Origin of the sequence: Kitasatospora sp. NPDC056731, assembly GCF_040687675.1 — a bacterium.
Taxonomy (GTDB): domain Bacteria; phylum Actinomycetota; class Actinomycetes; order Streptomycetales; family Streptomycetaceae; genus Kitasatospora.
Genome location: NZ_JBFBNR010000052.1, coordinates 25,178 through 49,322, shown reverse-complemented (window position 1 = coordinate 49,322; position 24,145 = coordinate 25,178). Strand labels below are relative to the sequence as shown.

Genomic DNA, 24,145 nt, shown 5'->3' with positions numbered 1-24,145 from the left:
GGAAGGAGATGCCTCCGGCGCACAGGTGTGGTGGGGCGAGGTAGAGAACGGCGGCCAGGCCCCGGGCCCGGGGCGCCGGCACTCAGACCGACTGGAGTTCGAGGTCGAGGTCGATCGCGCACCCGTCGCGGGCCGCCCGGGTGTCGGGATGGTCGACGCCCAAACGGCGGGTGAGGCCGTCGAGGGCGTGGGCGTGGTGTTCGGCGGCCTCGACCGGTCGGCCAAGGAGGCGTAGGGTGCGGGCGAGGTTGGCGGCACAGGCCAGTGCGTCCGGGTGCTGCGTGCCGTAGCGGGCACCCAGGTCGGCCAGGGCCTGTTGCAGGAGGGGCAGCGCCGTGTCATGGCGGCCGGTGTCGGTGTAGGCGTTGGCGAGGTTAATCACCGCCTTGAGGGTGAACGGATGCGTCGGGCCCACGCATCGGCCCAGCGCCTCCGCCGCCGCCTCGCCCCGCACGATGGCAGCCTCGGCGTCACCGCTGGTCCTCAGGTAGAGGGCGAGGTTGGCGGCGCAGGCGAGGGTGAACGGGTGGTCTGCGCCGAGCAGTCGCTCGTACGTGGCGTGGATCTGGACGGTCAGGTCTCGGGCGAGGCCGTGGTCGCTGGCGGCGCTGTGGTCCGCGGCCAGGTTGGCCGCGCAGATCAGAGCGTCCGGTGTGTCCCCGTCGTAGCGTTCCCGGTAGCGCTCGTAGGCGGTGGCGTTCTTCGTCCGGGCCTCCTCTAGCCGGCCTGCCCGGCGCAGCGAGACGGCCAGCGAGGTGTCGTTGCGCAGCCGCTCCGGCAGGTCGGGGTCGAGGACTGCGGCGAAGCCGACGGCGACCTCGCTCAGCAGGGCGATCGAGGCCGGAAAGTAGCCGAGGTCGCGCAGGTCGCGGGCGAGGCAGTACTTCGTCGAGAGGGTGGCCGGGTGTCGCAGGCCCAGCACGGCCTCTCGTCGTTGCAGGGTCTCCTGGTCCAGGTCGCGGGCGGCCTGGCTGTCCCCGACCAGTCGGTAGTCGATCGCCAGGTTGTTGGCCATGGCCAGGGTGCGCGGGTTGTCGGCGCCGAAGAGTGTGGTGAGGCGGGCGTAGGTGTCGAGGTCGAGCGCGAGCGCGGGTTGGAAGCGGCCCAGGCCCCGTAGGTCGGCGGCCAGTGACCCGGCGGTCATCAGGGCGTCCGGGTGGTGTTCGCCGAGGGTGGTCCGCTGTCGTTCCAGGACGTCTTCGTCCAGCGTCAGCGCTTCGGTGTAACGCCCCAGTGAGCGACGGATGTTGGCGTGGTGGAAGCGCAGCCGCAGGTTCTGTGGGTCGTCCGGGCCGAGTTTGTCGGTCCATACCGGGATGAGGGTTTCGCTCAGGCGGTCGGCGCTGTGCAGTTCAGCGCGCTTCCACAGGTAGCGGACGCGGTCGATGAGCAGTTGCCGGGGCTGTGGGGCGTCGCATTGGTGGGTGGCGCAGGCGGTCAGGTGCGGCCAGATCTCCTCCAGCGCGGGCCAGCTGGCCGGATTGTCGATGTCGTGGTCGGCGGGGCGCGCGGCGGCCAGGATGAGGTGGACGTCGTGGGCGGCCCCGCGCTGCTCCTCTGCGGTCATTGTGCTGCGGATGACCGCCTGGACGAGCCGGTGCAGTTGGATGCCGGTGCTGTCGACCCGGGCGAGGGAGTAGCGTCCGATCTTCTTGATGGCTGCGCCGAGGTTGATCTGGGTGGCTGGTCCGTCGGCCCGCTCTCCGTAGAGCGCGTGGAGTATCTGCTCGTTGTCGTAGACGAGCCGGGTGGAGATGGGCTCGGGGGCGAAGAACGCGCACAGCTGCAGCAGGCGGGCGGCCGCGGGGGCCTCGGCGCGCAGCCGGGTGATCGAGACGTTCCAGGCGGCTGCCACCGTGGCGGGGTAGTCCACTGGTCGGCCCATTGAGAGTACCTGGGCGGCCGCGCTGCGTAGTTGGGCCAGGTAGGAGTCGACGGGCATGCCGGTGGCGTCCAGCCAGGCGGCGGCCACCTCGATCGCCAGGGGGAGGTCGCCGAGTTCGTGGGCCACCGCGTCGGCGTTCGGTTCGGTCAGGCCTGCGACGCGGCGGCGCAGGTGCTCGATGCTCTCGCGGCGGGTGAAGACGTCCACGGCGAGGGCCTCGGCCACCCGGTTCCACTCCGGGTTGCGGGAGGTGACCAGGATGTGGCCCGAGCCTCCCGGTAGGAACGGGAGGATCTCGGCGGGGTCGTCGGCGTTGTCGAAGATCAGCAGCCAGCGGGCGGCCGGGGTGCCCCGCCGCAGGGCGGTCAGGGCGGAGTTGGCGGCCTCGGCGACCGAGTCGCCGACCGGCAGGCCGAGTTCGCGTGCCAGGTCGGCGAGCGTGGGGCCGATCAGCTCGGGCTGTTCGGCGTCGATCCACCAGACCAGGTCGTACTCGGCTGCGAACCGGTGCGCGTACTCCAACGCGATCTGTGTCTTGCCGATCCCGCCGAGGCCGTAGAGGGTCTGGGAGCTGGGCAGGACGGCCGCCATTGCGCCGCCGAGCTGCCGGTGTAGGTGTTCCAGGACCGTGCTGCGGCCGGTGAACGACAGGTGGCGGGGCGGGGCCTTGAAGTGGGCCGGGCCTGTACCGGGGTAACGCAGGCCGGTGAGGTCGGGTGGTCGCGGTGCGCCGCCGAGTGCGGCGAACAGGGCGGCGGCGGCCTGTTCGGGGCGGTGGCCGGTCAGCTCGACGGTCGGGCCCGAGGGGTGGGAGGCCGGCGGCGACGCGGCGTCGATACGTGCCGTCACCAGGGCATGCTCGACGGGGTCGGCACAGCATGGCGAGCGTAGGTAGGCGGTGGACAGCAGCACGATCGTGCGGTCCGCGTCGGCTTCCTCGCAAAGTGGGCCGAGTCCTGCCGAGGTCAGGACGGCCTCGATCCACCGGGCCCAGACCTCGTCCTCCGGGGCGTGACGTAGGGCGATGCCGGTGGCCGGGGCCGGTGGGGCGCACAGCGGGCAGGGCACGTACCGGCGCAGCTGTACGGATCCGCGGTGCAGGCCGTACGGGTGTGGTGGCGGGCCGGAGCCGGCCTCGATCAGCTGGTCGGCGGCGGCGCACAGCTCGCCCGGTCGGCCGCCTGCCGCGTCGGCGGCTGCGGTCAGTTCGGACTCCGGGGCTCCGAGGTCGTGGACGGCGAGGCGGTCGGCCAGGTAGCCGACGGACTCCCACGTGGTGAAGTGGCGCACGGGGAGCGTCGCGCGCCGTCGGGTGCGCAGTTGCCGGTCCGTGCTGCGGGTGGTCACCACGAGTTCGCTCCTGGGGGCCGGGTCCGGCCACAGGTCATGGATGTCTCTGCGGTCGGCCAACGCGTCGAGGACCAGCAGCCACCGGCGGTTCGTGGTGTGCAGCCACGCGAGGAAGGCTGTTGCGGCGTCGGGTCCTTGGGCCAGCCCGAGGTGAGCGGCCGCCCGGGCGTAACTGTCCCGTACGGCGGTCCGGCTCGATGCGTCGGTCCACAGGAGCAGGTCCACGCTGCCTTCCCGCAGGGCGGACTGGGCGCGGTGGGCGGCGGCCTGGGTCTTGCCGGTGCCTTGCGGTCCGCTCAGTACCGTGGCGGTGCCCGTGCGCAGGGCGCGGTCGACGGAGGGGCGGTGGTGGTAGCAGTCCGCGACCGTGGGGACGGTGCCGATCTGCGTCGGCCAGGTGAGGGCCGGTGGGGTGGTGGGACTGTGGACGTGGATGTCGCCGCGGACGCTCCCGGCCACCACGCCGCCGGAGTTCACGAGGTCGTGCTGGCTGCGCACGCCGGTTCGCGGACCGGCGGGGCCGTGCTCGGCTCCGGGGACGGTCAGCGCGGGTCCGCTCCCGGCGGGGTAGGGCGGTCGGGTGCGCCGATCGTGACCGAGCCGCTGAAGTCCCGGCCGATCGCACCGCCCTGGTTGTCGATGTCCCGGCCAGCGGTGACTCCACTGTTGTCGGCGTGGACCTGGGCAGCGGGGTCGGCGGGGGCGGGGACCAGCAGGGCGCGCAGTTGTTCGGCGGCCTGGTCCTGTTCGGCCGGTTCCAGCCCTTCCAGGAAGTCGACCAGCCGGGTCTGCCAGGTGTGTTCCTGTCGCTGTGCAAGGGCTGCCCGTTCCTGCGGGGCCACGGCTTCCAGTTCCTGCCTGGTCCGGTCGAGGCGTGCCTGGACGAGGCGTTCGTCCTCGGTCCGCCCGCGGCCTAGCAGGCGGGCGACCCGTTCCCGGGTGGCCGCCCACACGTCCGTTCCGGCGGCCTGGACAATCCCGGTGCCCCCGGCCGCGGCCAGTGCGCTCAACGTCTCCGACAGCATTCCCGGCTACCCCCTATCCCTCGGTGGTGCTCCGTGCAGAACTGACCGACATTCAACTCCAATGGCTCCATCGAAAGAAGACCGCCGTCCCGCCGCCGTCCGCGCCGCGGCCGTGTCCCGGCGGGCAACCCGCTCACCGGCATCTACCTGCACGCACTGTCCGAGCTGGACGAGCGCGGTGCCGACCTGCCGGATATCTTCGGCCTGCAGCACCGGATGCGACAGGTCGCAACCGGTGTTGGCGCAGGTCCGACCGGACGATGAGCGGCTTCCCGTCCTATGTCACCTGCTCGCCCACTACGCGATGAAGACCGAGGCGATGTGGAGGCCGCCCGGCAGGGGCTGGGTGAGGAGCACCTGGCCGAGTCCGCCCGCCTGGAGGAGGCCGAGCGGCAGGCCGCCCACGCCGTCTGGGCCGACGGGTACTGGGCCGAGCTGTCCGGTGAGGACCTGGTCGCTGCCCGCAGCCGGCTTCAGCACATCGACGACGAGCCGGTCGCTGCAGCGGCGGCGTAGCAGCGACCCGGGCGGCCTTGGCGGAACTCGGTCCCTGCCCGCTGCCGCCCGGCTCAGTGCGGTGGCTGGGAGCGCTGTGCGTACAAGGCAGCCGCCATGCTGACGGTCCGCCAGGCCAGGTCCGTTCTCGTGTGCAGCTCGCCGGGAGAGCCTGTCAGGCGTAGGGATGTCAGGTCGCCGTCGGTGGCCTGGACCTCGCGCTTCAGCTGGGCGAGGGAACCTTTGAGGTCGCCGTGGGCAAGGGCGCGGTCCGCGGCGTCGACGTCCCGGCCGGTCAGCCGGGCGGCGGCGTTGCTGCTTCCGGTGTCCGTACCTGTCAGCCCTTTCCGGGCAGCCTGCGCCACCGCCGGCAGGACTCCAGGGTCGCTTCGGCCAGCCGGTCCACGAGCCGTGCCGCTTCTCCTCGGCGGCCGCGACTTCGGCGGCGGCCCGCTCGCGCTCGGCATCGGTGCCGTCCTGTACGACGCGCGGAGCTCGGAATTCGGGATGCCGGCAGCGCCTGAGATGACGGAGGCCGGCACCCCGGCTGTGAGGTCCCGGGGCGCTGGCCGCTTCGGTGTGCGCTCTCCAGGCGTACGGACGTGTCGGTTGAGGTGGTTCGGCTTGTCCGCCACCGCCCGATCCCTGTCCCGCCCGATGGGCAGCCGGGGACGGGACCGGCCGCCCGGTCTGGAGAGCGCGGCGCGCCGATGCTCAGCCGCCGTTGCGCGAGCACATGGCGAGGACGAAGAATGCGACGATCACGATGGCGATCCAGCCGAGGCACCCCAGCCCGTCCGGGTTGCCGGGCGCGATCTGCGAGGCGCCGCCCGGCTCGAGGTGCGGGTGCCGCCTGGTGTAGTGATCGAGCAGGTCCTGCTCCGTCGTGGCCTCGGTGGTCCATTCGGTCTTGAATCCGCACTCACCACAGTGTCCGCGGAACTTGGCCATCGTTTTTTCCCCTTACTCCTTGCGTCTCACGTCGCGGCGGGCGTTTTTCTGCGGTCGTCACCGACCTTGATCCGCCGTGCGGCTTCCCTCCGGGAAGTCCACCACAGATGCGGTACCCCGTCCGTGGTGATATAGTCAAGTCGCGGCCAGGAAAGGAAAATTGACGGTGAATCATGATCGACGGGATCTGCTGCGTGATACAGCCATCGATGTGCTGGCCGAGGCGGGCGGGCGCGGGCTGACCCACCGGGCCGTCGACACGGCCGCCGGGGTGCCGTCGGGCACCACCAAGAACTACTTCCCCACGCGGGACGCCCTGCTGGGCGCGGTCGCCGAACGGTGCGCCGAGCAGTACCGCATGGTCGCCGAACACATCGCGGCCTCCGCTCCAGGGCCCAGCGACCGCGAGGGCCTGGTGGCCATGCTCGCAGGCCTGCTGGAGAACGTCGCCGGACCGGGCCGCCCCAGAATGCTCGCCTACCTCGAACTCCAGACCGAGGCCACCCGCCGCACCTGGCTGTCAGCGATCCTGGACCCGATCTCCGCCGCCGACTTCACCGCCTTCGAACACGCCCAGCGCGCGGCCGGCCTGCCCGTCACCCCGCAACGATCCGCCGCCGTCACCCTCGCCCTGCACGGCGCCATCCCACACCTGCTCGGCGCCGGCCCCGACACCCTGGCCGCCGCCGGCCTCGACAACCTGGACCGCTTCGTCCGCGGCCTGCTCGCCGCGGTCTACCCGTAGCACCCCGATCAGCGCCCCCGGCACCCCGCCGACACCGAGTTCCCCGGCGCGCCGGGCAGGCGCCCGCGACCACCACCACCGGAGCACCGGCTGGTCGGACCCGCCCGGCACGTCGGCCACTCGGCGCCCGGCCGAGCAGGCCGGGGCAGTGGTGGATGGCAGGCCGGCGGCGCCGGGCCACGGCGGCGACCGGCCCTCCGGCCGTGCACGGCAGCGCGGCCTGCCGCCAGGCCGGATACCTCCAGCGCCGCTTCGACAGGGACCTGCCCGCCCCTGCGTGCCGAAAGCCCGCACCCTCCTGGCCGGCCTCGACGACGACGAACGGACGCAACGGGCCCTGGCGCGGGCGGCCCGGCGGTCACGGTGTCCGTCGGCGGCGGGCTCGTGGGCGTTGCGGGTGGCCGGCCACTTGTGGGCGCGGCGCATCTCCTCAACGTGTGTGACCGCGTCGGCCGGTGTCGTGCCCGGCTGAGGGTGTGGCGTCGAGCTTCGATCGGTCAACCCGAGTTCGCTGTGCGGCGGGTGCCGGTTCGCCCGCCTCGGCGCCGTTGCTCGGGAAGTCCCCATTTCCGCGGTGACGTGCGTGATCGGACGGGTCTTGCCATGTTCGATCCATCGGTGGCGGTCCTCTGGGGACAGTGGTGCGTTTTGCGTGGGTCACGGTGTCGTCGGGGCGGTGCGGGAGGTGTGGTGTTGTGCGCGGGTGACGATGAGTGAGACGTTCTGTCCGCCGAAGCCGAATGAGTTGCTGAGTACGGCTTTCTGGGGGGCGTCTCGTCGTGCTGTGGCGATATCGAGATCGATGTCGGGTGCGATGCCGGCTGCGGTGAGGTTGCGGGTCGGCGGGATGACGCCGTGTTCCACGCTGAGGACGGCGATGAGCGCCTCTATTGCGCCGGCCGCGCCGAAGAGGTGGCCGAGTGCCGCTTTGGGGGCTGTGACGGTGGCGCGGCCGAAGACCTGTCTGATCGCGTGCGCCTCGGCGGTGTCGCCTGCCGGGGTTCCGGTGGCGTGGGCGTTGATGTGGCTGATCTGCTCGGGAGTCAAACCGGCTTGGGCGAGGGCCTTGCGCATGGCGGCGACCTGGCCGGAGCCGTCGGGGGCGGGTGCCGTGATGTGGTGGGCGTCGGCGGCGATGCCGGCTCCCGCGAGTACGGCGTGGACGTGTGCGCGCCGGCGGCCGGCATGCTCGGCGCTTTCGAGCACCACGACGGCGGCGCCTTCGCTGAGGACGAATCCGCTGCGGTCCGCGGCGAAGGGGCGGGACGCTGAGGCGGGTTCGGCGGTGTAGCGCGACAGTGCTTGTGCCTGGGCGAAGCCGGCGACGGTGATCGGGGTGATCGCGGCCTCGGTCCCGCCCGCGATGACCACGTCCGCCTCGCCGGCACGGATGAGTCTGGCCCCCAGGGCGATCGCCTCGGCGCCGGAGGAGCATGCCGAGACAGGCGTGTAGGCCCCGGCCCGTGCGCCGTATTCGATGCTGATCAGCGCCGCTGCCGCGTTGGGCATGAGCATCGGTACCGTGCGTGGCGAGACGCGCCGTGTCCCGGCCGTCTCCAGTACGTCGTCTTCCTTCAGCAGCGTCCCTACGCCCCCGATGCCCGTGCCGATCGCTGACGCGAGCCGGTGCGGGTCCACCTGCGGGGCGCCGGCGTCGGCCCAGGCTTCGGCCGCTGCGGTGAAGGCCGCCTGCTGTGAGCGGTCGAGCCGCCTGGCCTGCGCCGGCGGCAGCGACTGGGCGGGGTCGATCGCCATCGTTCCTGCGGCGGTGTCGGGAAGGCCGGTGTCCTCGTGGCCGCGCAGGGCGCCGCCACGGATGCCCGACCGGCCGGCGAGCAGGGCTTGCCAGGTGGACTCCACGTCTGCGCCCAGTGGTGTGATCGCGCCGAGTCCGGTGACGACGACTTCGGTCCTGTGCATGCCATTCAACCTTTCTTGTATGCGATACAAGCGAACGGGCCTAGTTGTATCACATACAATTCGGGTGTGGAGAAGAAGCGAACCGAAGCCCGACCAACGCCGGCCCGGTCGCGTGACCGCGGTCGCGCGACCAGACGCCAGCTGATCGAGGCGACCGCACGGCTCTGCAAGGAACGGCCCGGCGCCGAGGTGAGCGTCGCGGAGATCGCGAACGCGGCAGGCGCCTTCCCCAACCAGGTCACCTACCACTTCGGCTCCAAGGACTCGCTGCTCGTGCACGCCGCCTTTCTCGGCCTGCTGCACGACGCCCGACGGATCGAGCGCATCGGCCGCCAAGCCCCCGATGCGGCGACATTTCGGCGCAACATCGCCCGCGCCGTACTGGCCATGCCCTCGCTCCCGCCGGTCGCACGGGCACTCGCCGCCGGGATCTCCAAACCCGAACTCGCCCCCGTCGTCGACCGGCACCTCCAGCTGCTGTTCCGGCAGTCCGAGCGCTTCGTGAGCCAGCTCATCGACCGTCGCGGCTGGAAGGTCCGCCGACCGCTCGACGTGGAGACCAGGACGTTCTGGAGCACCGCGCTCGGCGCAGTGCTGCTCGTCCGCGCCGGGGCACACGGCACCGTCGCCGACCTCGACCTCGCCGGAGCACTGACCATCCACGACGAACCCGAACACGGCTAGGGCACGTATTCGGTTGTGATCAATATGTGGGATTCGCCCTCATGGCGAGGCCCGATCAGGTAGACCATGTTGCGTGACGCGAGCGCAACTATCAGATGTGGAGTGGGAGTTCATCGGGCCGTACTTGCCGATCGGCGAGTACGGCCCGTACCCGGAGCGGTTGCGGCAGCAGTTCGAGGGCGTGATCTGGCGCTTCAGGACCGGTGGGCAGTGGCGGGAGATGCCGGCGGAGTTCGGCGCGTGGTCGACCGTCTCCAATCGCTTCCGGCAGTGGCGTGACGCGGGCGTCTTCGAAGCCCTGCTGGAGGGCGCGATCGCGGAGGCCGCGAGGCGGGGCGAGGTGGATTTGTCGCTGGTCAGCGTGGACTCCACCACTGTTCGGGCCCACCACGATGCCGCCGGGATGCACCTGGGTCCCGACGCGCTGGCCGCTTTGGAGAAGGCGGCCGACGAGGCGGAGAAGGCCCGGCAAAAAGGGGTGACCCGCAAGGACAAGACGGACAGGACACGCCGGGCAACCCAGAACGGGAAGAGCGGCGACGCCTCCGGCGCCGGTGCAAGCTCCGCCTGAAGGCCGCCCTGCTTGGGCGCTCAAGGGGTGGACAGACCAGCAAGGTCCACGTCGCCGGCGAGCGCAGGTGCCGCCCGCTGGCGTTCATTCTGACCGAGGGGCAGGCCGCCGACAGCCCGCAGTTCGTCCCCGTGCTCAAGAAGGTCCGGGTCCGCGGGCCGGTCGGCCGTCCCCGCACCCGGCCCGACGCGGTCGCCGGGGACAAGGCCTACTCGTCCCGCGGCAACCGCGCCCACCTGCGCGGGCGCGCGATCAAGGCGGTCATCCCGGAGAAGAAGGACCAGGCCGCGAACCGGAAGAAGAAGGGCGGCCGGGGTGGCCGGCCCGTCAGCCACGACGTCGACCTCTACAAGGAGCGCAACACCGTCGAGCGCCTGATCAACAAGCTGAAGGCCTGGCGAGGCATCGCCACCCGCTACGACAAGACCCCGGCGAGCTACCTTGCTGGCCTCCACCTCCGCGGCGCGATGATCTGGATCAAAGACCTCACCAGAGCCAACCCTTGATCACGACCAAATACGCTCCCTAGGACGGTCGAACGGGCCTGCGGCGACGACGTACGCGGTTCCCGCGCGAAGGCGGAATCGTCGAGCGAAGGCGGCCCTGTCGCGGCCGGGATGTTCGCCGTCGGCATGTTCGCGGCCGGGATGTTCGCCGTCGCCGACGAACCCCGTCGCGGCCGGAGCAAGGCGTCGAGAACCTGCTCGCCGGCAACAGCCAGGCCTGTTTCAGAAGTGGATCAACAGCTGTCGTCCCGCCTGGCGTAGCGAAGCGAAGCGGGCCAGCCCCCGTGCTGGAACCCGGCAGGAGCCTCCTCCTCCCGCGGGTCGATCCCGCGACGCTCCAGTTCGCGTAACCAGCGATCCCGCCGCGGCTCGGGAAGGCCCTGCCCGCACCAAGGGCAGAAGCCGACCGCGATGCCCGATGCGCCACCGTCACGGACGATCAACCCACACTCCTGGAACCCGGCACCGAACCGAATCAGTGCGTCCGGGCAGCCGAAGGGGCCGCCGTGCCGGCCGCCATGCCAGTCCACCCGGCTCGCCACCGCCTCACAGCAGTCGGGACGGGCCGGGGCACGGGCGGGGCGGGGACAGGGCGCGGACGGGGCGGGGACAGGGCGCGGGCGGCCGCCCACCGGTCCTCTTCTCACCCCGATCCGCCTGCGCAAACCACCGCACCCGCGCTCCCGCGGGCCCGTCCGCCAGGCTTGCCGGTTCACGGCGCCCGGTCTCGACTGACGCTGACCGTTACCGTTCCGCGCGGCGGGGCGGGGGCGGGGGTCAGGTGAGTGCCTCCACGATGTGGGCGCAGCGCGCCGGGTCCTCGGTGAAGCCGGCGCGCAGGCCCCACATCCAGTACTCGGCGGCTCGCAGCAGTGCCCATTTGCGGGCGCGGTCGGGGTCGAGGTCCGCGGCGTCGGCCAGGGCGTCGATGCCCCACTGGACGCGGGAGGGGCCGAGTTCGTCGAACCGGCCCCACAGCAGGGGTGCGACCTGGTATTCGAGGACGCCGCGCACGATCAGCGGGTCGACGACGGACCAGTGCCCGTCGGGGGTACGCAGGACCTGGTCGTAGTGGAGGTCGTTGTTGACCAGGACGGTGTAGTCGTCGTGGGACAGTTCCTCGGCCAGGTCCAGTGCGCGGTCGAGTGCGCGTCGGGGCATCGGACGGCCGAGTTCTTCCCACTGGGCGGGGAGTTCCCGTCGGTGGCCCGCGGCGATGTCTGCGGTCGTGCGCAGGCCGTGGGGTGGCTCGACGGCCAACCGCCGTAGCAGTGTCCCGATCACGGGGACCGCCTGTGTCAGTGGTACGTCCCGGAGCGGGCGGGTGTGGTCCAGGCGTTGCAGCAGCATGACGCCCGCCGTGGTGTCGGCGTCGAGCAGGCGGACCGCGCCGTGGCCGTCCCACAGGCGCAGGGCGAGTACCTGTTCCTGCATCTGCCCGTCGGGCCACGTGACTTTCAGTGCCAGTGGCTCGCCGCCCCGGCGGACCGGCACGACGAGGCTGTTGTAGCCGTGCATGGGCGGCCCGTCGGCCGTCAGGTCCCAGCGCTCGCACCATTGGACGACGGTGTCCGGCAGCGCCATCAGCCACCGGCGGCCCGCCTCGCCCTCGTGCTGCCAGCGGCCGAAGGCCCGAAGGGACTCGGGTGCCTGCGTCAGGCGGTGTTGTTGCGGACTCCCGGACGTCACAGCGTCTCCGTTACGGGTCTGGTCCAGGCCTCGTCGTCGGACCGTTCCTCGCCGATCCCGCGGCGCGGTTGCAGTGCATTGCGGGTGCGGCGCGCCTATCGGCGAGGCGAGGTGCAGTGCGGCGCGGCGCCTCCGCAGGGGCGGTCGAGCCGACAGGAGACCCTACGCAGCGGCTCCCCGGATGCCCTTGCGTGTCCTGGCAGTTCACGGCGAGTGCCGGAGAACCCCGTACGGATTCAGGACGGGTGCACCTGCGCAGAGGCACTACGCCACCCGTAAGCCGCATCCACGACCTCACGGGACAGAACACCTGACGCCGACCGTTCTGTGGCCCGGACGGGCGGCCGCCGGGAAGCATCCCCTGGCCGTCCCTGCCCCCCTACACCCGGGAAACAGTCCCCGACCGTCCCACGGCCCGGGCGGGCAGCCGCCGGGCGGGGTTGTGCAACAGGTCGTCAACAGGTTTCCGTGAAACGGCCACGCGACCGTGTCCCGTGGGCGGATCATGTTCGGGTGCCGATCATCCCGAACCCGCCCCCGTCCCCACCCGCCAGGCCCCCCTCCTGGGAAGACCGGCTGGAAGCCTGGGTCGGGATATGCGCCGCCCGACTCTCCTTGTGGGGCCACGACTTCACCGACGGAGCATGGCCCGACACCGAAGATCTCGCCGTCCTCCTCGCCCGGACCGTGGACGAAGTCACCGACATCCCCTCGATGCGGCCGGCCCACCACGCCCTGACCGCCGCACTCGCCCGCGTCCACGCCGCCGAACGCTGGCTCCGCCCCTACAACGCGGCCTCTCCCTCCATGGCCTGCCACCACCTGCGCCACGCCGCCGGACACCTCCACACCGCCCACCGCCACCTCACCGACACCGCACCCCAAGGCCGCCCCAGCCCACCACCCCGACGGGACCCCGCTTCCCCAAGCCCCTGACCACACCAACAACCCGACCAGCCACCGACGGACCGCCAACCGGCCACAACAGGACGACGGGACGGCGGCGACGACGGCCGACAGGAGAACCCCGACAACAGGCGACGAGCCACGGGCGACGGCGGCGCCGAAGAAAGCAGCAGCCGGGACGACGTCACCCCCGAGGCGCAGCAGAACGGGACGGCCGACACCGGCCACGCAGGGGCACCGCAGGGAACCATGGGAGGGATGTGGGAGGTCGGGTCGGGCCGGGCACAAACCGGGCAGGCCACACGGCACCGGGCGGCCCCCTTTGCCTCATCCGGGCCAGGGGACGGCAGTGCGGCAGCCGGGCCGGGAGCGGGCCTGGCCGGGGACAGGTCCGCGCAGGCGGTCACCGACGGCAGACCAGGGCGGCGAACAGGCTCTCACCACCCCAGGGGCAAAGCGGGCCAAGACGGGCCGGGCGACGGGGCGGCGAACGGCACCAGCCCCCGAGGCGCAGCAGAACGGGACGACCGACACCGGCCACGCAGGGGCACCGCAGAGACGGAACACCACCACGCTCATGAGCCCGCGACCGGCATGCCGTTAGGGCCGCCAGGCGCCGTCTCACGAACTGGATCTCCGAAAAAAGTCCTCATGCCTCGCAGGTCACCGGACGAGATCAGGTCCCACCTGCCGCAACGCTTCACCCGCAGCCGGCCCGCAGCCGTCCGCCGGCCGGCGCCAACCGCCAGATCGCCCGGTTCGAGCAGGCCCACGGACTACACCCTGGCACTGTCGCCCACGCATTCGGGAGCTGGGCCCGAACCGGTCGGCGCCCGCGCCGCGACCTGGCGCCGTGGTACGGATACGACGACACGGACCCACGAAGCGGGTACCACCACGTCAGAACCCTGCTGGAACGGGCCGTCCGGGCCCTGCGGACCCGGGCCCGCCGAGAACTGCGCAGAGAACTCGGACCTCTCGACGAACGCATCCTCGCCCGGACAGTCAACGACCCGCTCGCACCACGTGACCTTCCCTCGTGGAAACGACGGACCGAGATATGACAAGAGGAGAACACCGACAGGCACCGGGCCGCCGGACACCCTGGCCGGTACCGCCGAAAACCCACAGGCCACACCCCCCGACCCTCACGGACCGCCTGCCTCATAAGCCACTGACACTGGTCGAACGAGGCAGCAACACCCGAGGAACCGATGGAGCCGGAGGAAGGCTGAGCGAAGCCGCGGGGGGCCGGGCGATTCGGAGGAGGGCTGGGCAAAGCCGCGGGAGAGGCGATCGCCGCCCCGCACACGATACGGGCGCGGGGCGGGCAGGCCACGCGACACAGGCACCCCTGAGGTAGCGGCATCAGCGCGCGGAACGGGAAATCCTCCTGTCGCGGACGGCTCTGAGGGGTTGTCCGTACGGGAGCACGCCGAAGAATTTCCTGCCAGGCAGCACTGACGAGGCCTGATACCCACTGCTACCGGCAACCCGGGAACGGGGGTGACCATGACGCGATCAACCCGCACACCCGACACTCCACCAGCACGCACCGGTCCTCGCACGAGCTCCGAACCCGGACGGTGACGGCGGACCTGAGCAACCACGCCCCCGAGGCAGCGGCGAGCGGGCACGGCGGAGCATCCCCGACCGACGACGCGTCAGACACCGAGCGCGGGCCGCCGAGGAGGCGGTGGGGTCGTCGGTGATCCCCGAGCCGCCACGGTCCCGCCATCGTCGGCGAACCGGACCCGGCACCCACACGGGACGCCGGCGGGCCCGGACGACCCGCCGGCAGGAGGGGGTGCCCAACACCCCAGACGTCCCTGGAAGAGACTGGTGTTGCCCTGGAAGGAGATCCGGGGGACGAACCCGGACTCGCCAGCGCCGTCCTCGCCGACCGGTTACGCAAGGCCGAAGAACAGGCCCAGCCGTCCGGGTACTGGGTGCTGTGGCGCTGGCCGCACCAGAACTCGGCAGCCAGGTCACCGACCTGGGCGGCCCGGTTGTTCAGCGTCGTCGCGCCGGCGCCGGTGAGGACCAGCGCCACTGGCGGGTAGCCCTCGCGGGTGTGCCCGGGGTAGGCCCGGCGCCACCAGTGGACCATCCGCTCGCAGGCCTCCTTCTCAGCCGGCTCTGTTCACGAGAACGGGCAGCATTTCGACGTCGGTTCCGGAGGCGGTAGGCGGTCACAGCCTCGCCGGAATGCTCACGAGCCCCAAGAGCACCTGGGCTTGCTGGGCGTTCCCCGTTGACCAAGGACGCGGGGCCGGTAAGAGCCATCAGCTGGGCGGGAGCGCGCCGTGCTGGGCTATGGATGTACCCGCCACCAGCGGTCCGCCTCAGCACGAGCCACTTCGGCGTCGTACTGCCTCGCGTCGAAGTGGAGCTCCGGCGGAGGGTAGGGCACAGGGGTGTTCGCCTCCCACGGAACCTCCCAGTCCGACCACTGCACGATCTCCCCGGACCGCTGCACGACCACGGTCAGGAAGCCGCAGCAGCCACCGGTGCACTCCGGTTCCCCCAGCTCCACACGGCGCGCCTCGCCGGTCGCCCGGAGAAGACCGGGGCTGCCGGCCGGCAGCGCATCAGCCGCGTACGGTCCGCGGCCGCCTTCGCGGACCGCCTCTTCGACCACGCCCTCGCCGTTGACCCAGAGCCGCAACTGGGCAGCGAACCGAGGTCCCGCCGACAACAACCCTGATCTCCAGATGATCGAACATCAGCCCACCCCAGGGGGCGGGCTGACGTCGACGCGCGGCTCAGCCGACGCCTGCCCATATGCGCCCAGGGGCGGCCCGAACGCGGGCCACCCCTTTCACCGCTGCTCTGCCTTCCCAGGCGGGCGGGGAGCGCCAGGGCGACGCAGTGGCGAATACCCGGGTCCGGGTGAGCGGCGTGGGCCAGGACGGCCGGGAGCTCCTCGCGGGAGCAGTAGCCGGTGAACGCCACGATGACGGTGCGCAGGGCGTACGGGTCCTGCTCGACGTCCAGCCGGGGCCGGAGGAACTCGACGACCTCCCGGCTGAAGAACTGAACGACCGCTCCCGCGAGACCGGGCAGGTGCAGCTCGCGTTGCGCGCGAACGCCCGCAGCCTCAGGCAGGTCCCGGACGGCGGTCACGGCTGCGGCGAAGACTTCGGCCGTGACCGCACACCGGCCGCCGAGCCGGTGCAGGTCCTGGCCGCCCTAGTCCCGGACACCCGTCCCCTGCCCACCACCACCGCCTACGACGAACTCCTCCCCTCTCGCCGCACCACCCGACCAAAGGCTCTCGACGGTCCGGAGAGCACCCCGGGCGAGGCCGGCAGGCAGACCACCGACGCCACCACGATCGGTGCGAAGCCCGACCCGATCGGCGACGGGATCGCCGGGGCGCAGCAGGCGGGCGAGGGCCTCGGCCTGGCTGCTGTCGAGGGCGAGCTCGTCGCCGCCGCCCAGGCGCTCGTCGGCGACCTGGCTTCCGGCCTGTCGAAAGCCGTCGACCGGCAGTTGTACCGGCAAACCGCAGCCCTGGCCCGTGGTGAGGACATGCTGCTGCCCCACCTCTGCCACGCCATCGCCGACCTCGCCGGTCGCCGCAGCCGGCTCCGCCTGCCCGACACCCCCGAAGGCCGGCGCCTGCGCACCGCCCTGGCCGCCTACGAGAGCGCTTGGAACACCACTGGGAGCGGCACGGTGATGGGACCGCAGGACGTTTCATCACGAGCCCACCCGTGACGCAACCATCACCGGGCGACACGAGGCGCCGGCCACCCAACGGCGGCCAGACGCCGTCCGCGCACCACAAGGGTCACTCCCTGCAGTCCTTCGCCGGGTAAAGCCTGGCGTGCAGCACCCGCGCCTCCCACCACAGATCGTCCGGCACGGAGACCAGCACAGCCACCAGCTCCCGCTTCATCGGGACGGGCAGCACCAACGGGCCCAACTCCTCCGTCTCCCGGTCGCTGACGCGCTGCGGGCACTCCAACCGGTCCGGGCCGGCCTTCTCGGTCAGGCTGACTTCCCACTCCTCCGGCGTTTCCGGGGACCGGAGTTGACCGCTGCTTGACCTTTCGGGACCACCGAATAGGGTGTTCGCGAACGAAGGGGGGCCGGGATGACGCGACGACGAGGTGCGATCGCGGGGGTGCTGGCGGGGGCCGCGCTGCTGCCGCTGGCGGCCTGCGTGTTGGGGCGGTGGGAGAGCCGGTGGGGCGGGCACGGCCGGGTGGCCGACGCGCTGAACCGGCCGCTGCTGATGCTGGGGCTGACGCTCGGGATCCTGCTGGTCGCGGTGCTGGTCCGTAAGCGGTGGGACACGATCGGGCTCGGCGCCGCGCTGGTCGGCGGCTTCGCACTGATCGCGCTGCTGGCGGCGGCTGGCCTGCACGCCGCCGGCCTCGGCACCTTCGGCCGGGCGACGGAGGCCCGGGCAAGCACGCCGGGGCGGCCCGACCGTGTCCTGGTCGTGGTACACGACGGTTCCGGCGGCTCGGAGACCGAGGCGCAGTACTGGAAGGTCCGGCTGGAGAGCGGGGACGGCTGGTCGGCCCGCCGCTGGACGCTGGTCGGCATGCGCGGGCGGTTCCCGGGCGACGGCGCGTTCAAGTCCGCCCGGTGGACAGCCCCGGACCGAATCACCGTCACCACCGACACCGGCGCGAAGGTCTACGCGGTCGACGCGGAGAGCGGCACGCCGACCATGGTGGAGAGCACCGGCAACGTGGCTTCCCTCACCGCGCGTTGAAGCCGCGCGACCGGGCGGTGGAACCCGGGGGCCGGAAGTGGTACCAACGGGAGCGGGCCCCGGAGCTCCGGTCGGTACGACACCCGGGAAGCGTCGAAGAGCAGGGCTGGTCCGTCCAGGCACCCGGCCATGAGGAGCAGTTCTGCGAAGCGCCCGGCGGCGAACAGCTCGCCCCGTTCAACGGCCCCGGCGACGGCGGCGAACGCCTCCTCGTTGAGATCGCACACCCCACCTCCCACGGCCAGGTCCCCGGGCAGCTGGCCGGCCGGTGTGCCCCGCTCGACCGCGTACCGGCTGCTCGACCTGACGGCCGTCGCCGAGGCGATCGAGGACACCGTGCAGTCCGAGCTCGGGGTGTCCCACGCGCGGGACAGCACCGACCTGGTCCTGCCGGTGCGCGCGGTCGTCGGCCTCAAGGGCCGCACCGCGGAGCTCACCGACCTGATCGCCGACCGCCTCGCCGGCGCCCACCAGGACGCCAGCGGCGCCGTGCTCCCGGCCGAGACGGTCGGCGGGATCGTCGCCGCGGCGGTCGCCGAGGTCCGCGCCCGCCCCGACGTCCCGGCTACCGAGCTGGAGACCGGCCCCGCCCCGGACGGCATCACCGCCGAAGCCTGGCGCCACCACGTGAGCGTCGGCCGCGACGCGCTCACCCAGCAGCGCGCCGCCCAGCTCGGCATCGGTGCGCTCGCCCTCGAGGTCGTGCCGGCCTACGTCTCCGACCGCCAGGCCGAGGACAGCGGTCTCGCCCGCCTCGCGAGCGATGCGCCCTGATACCTCGTCGCCGAATAGGCCACCAGGCGGTGCCGCACTTCACGACGCATCGAAGATCTTCAATCCAGGGCGGTGACTGCCCTCCGCACGGAGGGCGGAGGGGCCAAGCAAGGTGCACGTCAAAGAGCCATGACGTGATCTTGGAAGACGCTTGGTGCGGCCAAGATGAGCCGGAAAGCCTCCATGGGGCGATGTTCGGCTTCGCCTTGATCGGCTGGCGCGACCCCTGGGGCTGAGTCTCCCAGCTCCTGCTTGGCGGCCGACCGAGCATCATCTTCGCAATCCATTTGAACGCGTTCAATATTTCCATAGAGTGGACGTGGCCGAGTGATGGAGGTTCGTGCCGTGATCGCCGTTGTGATCCGACGAGGTGTTCGACTGGGAGTCCGCATAGGAGCCGTGCCTGCCGGGCTGGCCGCCTCGCTATGGCTCGGCGTCGCTGTCGCGCAGTTCCTCATGAAGCCGCATGCCCTGCCGGGTTTCTCCCGACTGGCGATCATGGTCGGCGGAAGCCTGGGTGTCGGCGTTCTGGTCGGCGCGATCACCGGTGCGGCACTTGTACTGTCACCTGAGTGGCTGGCTGGGCGCACTTCACTGCGAGGACTACTCGCTGGGATTGTCGCCGGGACGACATATCTCGGCGAGACCGTCGTCGTGGCAATGGCCTCCGACGGCGGATACGGGCCGATGCTGCTCACGCTCCTCTCCACTCCTGTGGTCAGCGTCGTGGCAGCGGTGCACAGCGGTGACATCCTGCGACGCACCCGCAGAAAGTCAGCATGCTGACGCTGACGCACCACCCGCGTCATCGCGAGGAGGGAGGCCGGCGCCAATTCGGCTGCCTCGAAGTCCCCGAGGGCTGTTGCAGATGTCAGGGAGTGTGGTCGCCGGCGACGTACCGGCTCCAGGTGATCCCCATGTCTGCCGCGGCCTGCTCGGTGGTGAAGTCGGTGTAGCCCAGCGCCTTCGCGGCCACGGGCGGCGGAGTGTGCGCGACGAACCGGCGCAGCGCCTCGGCACGGCCGGCGCCGGGCGTGATGCCGGCGTCTCTGAGGATCGTCTGGAGGGCCCGCGCCGTCATGGGCTGGCCAGCATGACGCCCGGGGACGAGCCACCGCCGGGCTTCGCGCACTGGCGTAACGGCGCGGGAAACCCGGGCACACGCTCACGGTCGTGCTCGACCAGGCGGTGGTCGTCGTCGGCATCGCCCCGCACGTAGCCCTGCGGGCGCTACCGCCGGTCGGCTACCACCGGCTTCACAGGGCACCACCGGCCGAACCTTGTCAGGCAACGACGTCCAGCCCGCAAGGTCGCCGCCCTCCAGCAGGAAGTTCCGAAACAGGATCTGACCTTGTCGTTTAACTATCGGCTCGGCGTGTGCTCTGAGAGAGACCTGCCTGGTCTTGTCGGGTGGCAACTTCGGCTTGTGTCAGTGCCCAGCGCATGTGATCGGCGTGCTCACGGGTCATATCGCGGAGAGTGGGTGACTCGGCGGTTCGCTGGGCAGCGGCTTCGGCCGACTCAGTCCAGGCGCGGAAGACTTCGAGGGGGCGCTGGTGGCCGCATTCCAGCTCAGAGCCCGACTGATCCGTGACCACGGCCCAATTGCCGATGTTGACATAGAGACTGACGCCTTCGTCATGGAAGACGACCTCGAAAGGCGCTTCGTCGGACTGCACTCCCTCGGGGGGTCTCGGTGGAGATAGTGAACTGTTCCTTGGGGTTCATCCAGTAGTCCTCGCCCCATGGTTCGACCCAGATCCCAAGGATCTTCTCGTTGTCGTTGTTCAACCTGATCTTCGGCATGGCCGCAGCGTAGCCCCCTCCATGAGGCCTGCACGCTGCTACCTGTAGCAGCTCACCGCCGCGGTTGCGGCGCTCCTTCGGTGGTGTGGTGCGACTCAGCAGATCCTGTTCGTCCCGGCAGTCAGGACAGCGGCCCGGCCAGCAGCTGGGCGGCCAGGTCGTGCAGTTCGGCCACCAGGTCCTTCGTCAGCCCGCCGCAGTGCTCCTGTTGGTCCTCCGCGAGATACAGCCATCGGCGGACCGGCCGCAGCGGCGAGTCGGGGTCGTCGGCGGGGCACAGCTCGAAGCCGATCCGCTCGGCCGCCACCAACGGATCGACGCGGCCGTCCAGCAGGTCCCGCAGGCAGTACTGGGCCAGTGCCCGGTCGCGGGCCTCGAGGGTGGCAGGCAGCCGCAGCGCCGGCCAGAGTTCCTGCTCCAGCTCGGCCAGCAGCCGGCGCGCCTCCAGAACTTCCTCCTCGGGCAGCACGCCGAGCTCCCACAGGCTCGGGGTGTCCGCCCCGCCAGCCAGTGCCGTCCGGGCAGCCTCCACCGCCGCGGAGACCGTCTCCGGATAGCCGGCGGTCCCGCGCTCCAGCAGCACCCGACGCAGCGGTTCCAGTACCTGCTCCAGCTCCATGGCGCGAGCGTAGCCGCCCACTCCGGTATAGAGCGACGCGATTTGAGCCGGGTGGCTTTGTTCACGAGAACGGGTTCTGGCTCAACTTCGTGAAATGGCCGCGCAGAGTCACGAATTGGCTTGGCCTGGGCTCCAGGTACAGTCGGAGCGCCCATGAGACCGTGCTCGCGCAGGAGTCCTCCTTGCTCGAACCGGGCCGCTTCGCCCTTCTCATAGTCAAACCAGACGGCGTGGCCCAGCACCTCACTCGGCTCATCTCCCTCTGGACAGGCGACCGGGGCTACAAGCTACGAGGGTTCCGGGAGCTGGTCCTGAGCCCGGAGCACCAGCTCATCCTCGACGCGGACACCCACTCCGGAGGCCGAATCGATCGGCAGCTGAGCGAGGTGTTTTACGGCTTGGGGCCGGCGCACGCCTTGCTCCTGGAGCGGGAGGGCAGCCGGTCCTCGGGCGAAAGCTCGGCTGCAGCCGAGCTCGCGGGCCAGTTCACAGGGGATGCCCTTCCCCACCGGGCCCGACCGGGAACTCTGCGCGGCGATTTCGGGGCCCTGAACCCCGTCTTCAACCTGGTTCACGCAACCAAAGACACCGATAGCCTCGACCGGGACGCCCGGGCCCTCTTCGATCGCCCTCTCATTGAACTCCTGGGACCGAGCGGTGCCAGGCCGGATGGAATAGCCCAGACACCGCACCTACTGCGCCCGTTCAAACTGTGGACCACTGTGGCGGACGTCCTGGCCGCCTGGCTGGGACCGGAGGTGGTACGGCCCATCGACTGGCCTGCCGACTCCCACGGCCCGTCCCACCCGGCAGTCGGCGCCGCCCTGATGGCCTGCACCCGCGCCGCACAGCGAGCCGGAGGCGAAGATGGCGAGGTGCTGACCGGCGTGCTGGGCGGGACCACTTCCTACGTGCAGTTCGCCCGCCAGGTTCCGGCGGTGGACTCATGGCACGGATACCTCGCATATACGACGCTGCGTCACTTGACGCTGTGTGCTGACACCCCATGAGCCGTGATCGCTGCTGGCCTCGGCGCTCGCGGTACAGCGCCGCTCTGTCACGCCAATAGGACGCGCTTGCGAAGGAGCTGGAAGCCTGCGCGGCCGAACATCTGGCGCTTGAGCATCTTGATCCGGTTGACGTGGCCTTCGACGACGCCGGAGTTCCAGGTGTCGGCGACCGCGACGCCCAGCGGTGCGGTGTCGGTCACCGGCCGGTGCCTTCGTGCATCCACTCGTCGGCGCTGGCGGCCAGGTCCGGGGGCCCGTCGAACAACGCCCAGTCCACCAGCGGCTTGGTGGGGATCGGCAGAAGGCCGGCGGCGTGCTCGATCGCCAGCTCCTCCGGGGTACGGCCGAGCACGGCGGCCAGGTCCCGCAGGATCTGCGCCTCCACCCCGGACACGGTGACGCTCGCGGTGATCGGCGGCTGTGCCGGCGGTTCCGGGGCCGGTTCCGACTGAGGGCTCATCAGGGTTGCTCCGCCCAAGAGGTGGGGCTGCAGGTCGACGGTAGCGGTCGGCGAGCGGGCCGCGGGCCGATCCCGCTCACGCGGCACCGGTACAGGCCATCGACGGCCGGACCGGGCGCAGCGGGACCGCCGCAGTGCGCGTCGCCTGGTCGGCGCGGGCCCGACGTTCGGCGACGGCCCTGCCCCGGACGGCCGTGTTCTCGTATGGCTGCCGCCACCTGACAAGTATCAGAGAGTGACTGACTGTCACTTCTGGTGAAGATGCTGGGTGAGGGTGACGAAGTCGGCGTGGGCTTGCTCGACGGCTTCCGGGTACGCCTGGCGCTTCTCGTGCTCAGCCAGCGCCCGGTAGATGCTGGCCAGGCCCGGGTCCTGGCCCTTGCGCTTGCCGGTGGGGGTGATCAGGTCTGAGCGGATCTTCTCGACGGACTCGCCCGCTGTCCGGCGTCGCAGCACGGTGTGCAGCATGTCGTCGGTGATGACGAGCGGGCGTCCGCCCGTCTGTGAAGAGCCCGATGAGGTTCTCCTCGCGGCCCGGTACCACTTTTCCGAACTTCAACATGGTGACTTGATAGGGAAGCCCAGTGCCGGACCGTCCACGGTCCGGCCGGTGCGGCGACGGGCCGACGGCGGGGCCGGCCTCGGCCCTGACGGCGGACCGGCGGCGCAGGGCAGGCGGCAGCGCATGTCCAGCCCGCGCAGGGCTGGTGGGGGGTGCGGGGGGAGGAGCCCCCCGCTGGTAGGCGGGTCCAGCGCCGCCGGGCGCTGGCCACGGGTGCGGGGGCGGAGCACGCCGTGCCTGGCCATCCACTCGGCTGCAGTCCGCGGCGGTTCTGCCGTTGCCGCCCGGTCCCGGCCTGGTTGGCGGGGCAGGCGGGGGTCCCGGGAGAGGGAGAGCGAAGGGGAGGGTCCGGACCGAGCCGGTTGCTGACATGACGACGGCCGGGCTCCTCCTCTGGAGTGCCCGGCCGTCGCTTGACCTGTGCTGATGCAGAGTGAGGTCACGGTGGTGATCCAGGTCACCAAGATCGCCGATATGCCCTCATGCAGGCGGTACACGACGCTGATGCGGTAGCCGGAGTCGGGGCCCGGGTCGGCATCAAGTTCATTGACACCGAGGGATGTTGGGGTTCCGGTCGACGGTGTTCGCGTTGTTGTCGACGTATCCGGCGAACGTCCAACCCGGTGAGTACACGTAGTTCGAAGCGCCCGGGTACCAGACGTAGGTGACGCGGTACCAGGTGTCTCCCCAGTTGCCGATGCTCTCGCCGACCTGCCAGCAGTCGGCCCAGATCTCGGAGCCCGGGGGCAGATCCGCCGCGCCGGTCTTGCTCGAGGTGTTGGGGTTGTTGTAGATACCGACCCAGTTGCTGGTGGTTGTTCGGACCCAAGCGGAGGCAGCGGCGCTGTCTGCCCCCGAAATCACCACACCAGCGCTGATTGCCAAGGCCGCCGCGACTGTTCCGGTGCGGCGTCCCACCTTGATCCTCATACGTTGCTCCTCGGTGTCTGGCGCGAGTAGTGCGCTTCGCCGGCACGACGGCACCCGCCGCACCGGATTGCCCGTCGTGGCCCGGCCGTTGGCCGGACCTGTCTCGTCATCGGAGACCGGAACCTGCAAGACGCCTGCTTCCGATGGGCCGTGCCCGATGGGGCACCCGGCGGAAGCGGTTGCCCAGAGGCTGTGGGCAGGCGTCTTCGAGCTGTCCTGGTACCGTGCCCGTCCCCGTGCCCCAGGTTGGCAGGCCAACACCCGGATGAGGAAGGGGGAACCCCATGCGAAGCGGTAGAACGTCGCCCGCGACGGGATTGTCAGCCACGCGCACCGCGAATCGGCGGACTTGCACCTGAGACGGGTGAGATACCACCAGGTCCAGTGGGACCGGCCACGAACCCGCAGGACAACCGGTGGTCCCCGCGACGGAACGCCCCCGTTTTGCCAGAAGGGTTGAGACGAAGTGGAAGATCGGGAGCACGCAGGATCTGGCGAGTAGCAGGCCAACGGGCCGAGCGCTCG

22 protein-coding genes and 2 pseudogenes are annotated in these 24,145 nt (G+C 71.1%); 10 read left to right on the top strand and 14 right to left on the bottom strand.

The genetic code is table 11. From position 1 onward, the window contains the following. Positions 1-82 precede the first annotated feature (82 nt). A complete protein-coding gene (fxsT, locus tag AB0R04_RS33665; protein ID WP_363377390.1) occupies positions 83-3,733 on the bottom strand; it encodes an FxSxx-COOH system tetratricopeptide repeat protein in 3,651 nt (1,216 codons plus the stop codon). 44 nt (positions 3,734-3,777) lie between these two features. Further along, entirely contained in the window at positions 3,778-4,260 is a 483-nt protein-coding gene (locus AB0R04_RS33660) for a hypothetical protein (protein ID WP_363377389.1), read from the bottom strand. Positions 4,261-4,581: 321 nt separating this feature from the next. Between AB0R04_RS33660 and AB0R04_RS33655 the strand changes: the two genes are divergently transcribed. Then, the gene (locus AB0R04_RS33655; protein ID WP_363377388.1) at positions 4,582-4,776 is read left to right on the top strand and encodes a hypothetical protein; all 195 of its coding nucleotides are present in this window, start codon (positions 4,582-4,584) and stop codon (positions 4,774-4,776) included. Between the two features lie 53 nt (positions 4,777-4,829). On the opposite strand, the gene AB0R04_RS33650 is transcribed toward AB0R04_RS33655, so the two are convergent. Next, positions 4,830-5,120 carry a hypothetical protein gene (locus tag AB0R04_RS33650; protein ID WP_363377387.1) on the bottom strand — a complete coding sequence of 97 codons (291 nt, stop codon included), beginning with the start codon at positions 5,118-5,120 and terminating at the stop codon, positions 4,830-4,832. Between the two features lie 349 nt (positions 5,121-5,469). Next, positions 5,470-5,706 (bottom strand): hypothetical protein, encoded by a 237-nt coding sequence (locus AB0R04_RS33645; RefSeq protein WP_363377386.1) that lies wholly within the window; start codon positions 5,704-5,706, stop codon positions 5,470-5,472. 166 nt (positions 5,707-5,872) lie between these two features. On the opposite strand from AB0R04_RS33645, the gene AB0R04_RS33640 reads away from it, so the two are divergent. Next, complete coding sequence (locus tag AB0R04_RS33640; protein ID WP_363377385.1) at positions 5,873-6,451, top strand: TetR/AcrR family transcriptional regulator; 579 nt, start codon at positions 5,873-5,875, stop codon at positions 6,449-6,451. Positions 6,452-6,880: 429 nt separating this feature from the next. Here the strand turns inward: AB0R04_RS33640 and AB0R04_RS33635 are convergent. Both AB0R04_RS33635 and AB0R04_RS33630 read right to left on the bottom strand, forming a co-directional pair. Continuing rightward, a pseudogene (locus AB0R04_RS33635) lies at positions 6,881-7,039 on the bottom strand (leucine zipper domain-containing protein); the annotation flags it as partial. A 69-nt stretch (positions 7,040-7,108) separates the two neighbouring features. Next, a complete protein-coding gene (locus AB0R04_RS33630) occupies positions 7,109-8,371 on the bottom strand; it encodes a beta-ketoacyl-[acyl-carrier-protein] synthase family protein (protein WP_363377392.1) in 1,263 nt (420 codons plus the stop codon). Positions 8,372-8,437: 66 nt separating this feature from the next. Here AB0R04_RS33630 and AB0R04_RS33625 point away from each other — a divergent pair, with 66 nt between their 5' ends. Both AB0R04_RS33625 and AB0R04_RS33620 read left to right on the top strand, forming a co-directional pair. After that, positions 8,438-9,055 (top strand): TetR/AcrR family transcriptional regulator C-terminal domain-containing protein, encoded by a 618-nt coding sequence (locus tag AB0R04_RS33625; protein WP_363377384.1) that lies wholly within the window; start codon positions 8,438-8,440, stop codon positions 9,053-9,055. Between the two features lie 73 nt (positions 9,056-9,128). Continuing rightward, positions 9,129-10,132, top strand: a pseudogene (locus tag AB0R04_RS33620) (IS5 family transposase). A gap of 777 nt (positions 10,133-10,909) precedes the next feature. On the opposite strand, the gene AB0R04_RS33615 reads toward AB0R04_RS33620, so the two are convergent. After that, the gene (locus AB0R04_RS33615; protein WP_363377383.1) at positions 10,910-11,821 is read right to left on the bottom strand and encodes an aminoglycoside phosphotransferase family protein; all 912 of its coding nucleotides are present in this window, start codon (positions 11,819-11,821) and stop codon (positions 10,910-10,912) included. A gap of 513 nt (positions 11,822-12,334) precedes the next feature. Between AB0R04_RS33615 and AB0R04_RS33610 the strand changes: the two genes are divergently transcribed. Together AB0R04_RS33610 and AB0R04_RS33605 are read left to right on the top strand one after the other, a co-directional pair. Then, positions 12,335-12,757 (top strand): hypothetical protein, encoded by a 423-nt coding sequence (locus tag AB0R04_RS33610; protein WP_363377381.1) that lies wholly within the window; start codon positions 12,335-12,337, stop codon positions 12,755-12,757. A gap of 2,862 nt (positions 12,758-15,619) precedes the next feature. Then, the gene (locus AB0R04_RS33605) at positions 15,620-16,450 is read left to right on the top strand and encodes a hypothetical protein (RefSeq protein WP_363377380.1); all 831 of its coding nucleotides are present in this window, start codon (positions 15,620-15,622) and stop codon (positions 16,448-16,450) included. Between the two features lie 73 nt (positions 16,451-16,523). Here the strand turns inward: AB0R04_RS33605 and AB0R04_RS33600 are convergent, their stop codons facing one another. Next, on the bottom strand, positions 16,524-16,649 hold the full coding sequence (locus tag AB0R04_RS33600; protein ID WP_363377379.1) for a hypothetical protein: 126 nt from the start codon (positions 16,647-16,649) through the stop codon (positions 16,524-16,526). A 180-nt stretch (positions 16,650-16,829) separates the two neighbouring features. Between AB0R04_RS33600 and AB0R04_RS33595 the strand changes: the two genes are divergently transcribed. The 3 genes from AB0R04_RS33595 (at position 16,830) to AB0R04_RS33585 (ending at position 19,019) form a co-directional block, all read left to right on the top strand. Then, positions 16,830-17,459: a hypothetical protein gene (locus tag AB0R04_RS33595; RefSeq protein WP_363377378.1), complete on the top strand. Its 630-nt coding sequence runs from the start codon at positions 16,830-16,832 to the stop codon at positions 17,457-17,459. Positions 17,460-17,729: 270 nt separating this feature from the next. After that, positions 17,730-18,233: a hypothetical protein gene (locus tag AB0R04_RS33590; RefSeq protein WP_363377377.1), complete on the top strand. Its 504-nt coding sequence runs from the start codon at positions 17,730-17,732 to the stop codon at positions 18,231-18,233. A gap of 345 nt (positions 18,234-18,578) precedes the next feature. Then, a complete protein-coding gene (locus AB0R04_RS33585) occupies positions 18,579-19,019 on the top strand; it encodes a hypothetical protein (RefSeq protein WP_363377376.1) in 441 nt (146 codons plus the stop codon). An 85-nt stretch (positions 19,020-19,104) separates the two neighbouring features. On the opposite strand, the gene AB0R04_RS33580 is transcribed toward AB0R04_RS33585, so the two are convergent. Further along, positions 19,105-19,314 carry a hypothetical protein gene (locus tag AB0R04_RS33580; protein WP_363377375.1) on the bottom strand — a complete coding sequence of 70 codons (210 nt, stop codon included), beginning with the start codon at positions 19,312-19,314 and terminating at the stop codon, positions 19,105-19,107. Positions 19,315-20,160: 846 nt separating this feature from the next. Further along, positions 20,161-20,658 carry a hypothetical protein gene (locus AB0R04_RS33575; protein WP_363377374.1) on the bottom strand — a complete coding sequence of 166 codons (498 nt, stop codon included), beginning with the start codon at positions 20,656-20,658 and terminating at the stop codon, positions 20,161-20,163. 161 nt (positions 20,659-20,819) lie between these two features. Between AB0R04_RS33575 and AB0R04_RS33570 the strand changes: the two genes are divergently transcribed. Next, positions 20,820-21,668 carry a nucleoside-diphosphate kinase gene (locus AB0R04_RS33570; protein ID WP_363377372.1) on the top strand — a complete coding sequence of 283 codons (849 nt, stop codon included), beginning with the start codon at positions 20,820-20,822 and terminating at the stop codon, positions 21,666-21,668. A gap of 47 nt (positions 21,669-21,715) precedes the next feature. Here the strand turns inward: AB0R04_RS33570 and AB0R04_RS33565 are convergent, their stop codons facing one another. From AB0R04_RS33565 to AB0R04_RS33550, 4 genes are all read right to left on the bottom strand, one after another. Further along, positions 21,716-21,868 (bottom strand): hypothetical protein, encoded by a 153-nt coding sequence (locus AB0R04_RS33565; protein ID WP_363377394.1) that lies wholly within the window; start codon positions 21,866-21,868, stop codon positions 21,716-21,718. Next, positions 21,865-22,128: a hypothetical protein gene (locus tag AB0R04_RS33560; protein ID WP_363377371.1), complete on the bottom strand. Its 264-nt coding sequence runs from the start codon at positions 22,126-22,128 to the stop codon at positions 21,865-21,867. The genes AB0R04_RS33565 and AB0R04_RS33560 overlap by 4 nt, the downstream gene beginning before the upstream one ends. Positions 22,129-22,374: 246 nt before the next feature. Further along, positions 22,375-22,596 carry a hypothetical protein gene (locus AB0R04_RS33555; protein ID WP_363377370.1) on the bottom strand — a complete coding sequence of 74 codons (222 nt, stop codon included), beginning with the start codon at positions 22,594-22,596 and terminating at the stop codon, positions 22,375-22,377. A gap of 637 nt (positions 22,597-23,233) precedes the next feature. Next, on the bottom strand, positions 23,234-23,620 hold the full coding sequence (locus AB0R04_RS33550) for a hypothetical protein (protein ID WP_159398741.1): 387 nt from the start codon (positions 23,618-23,620) through the stop codon (positions 23,234-23,236). Positions 23,621-24,145 lie beyond the last annotated feature (525 nt).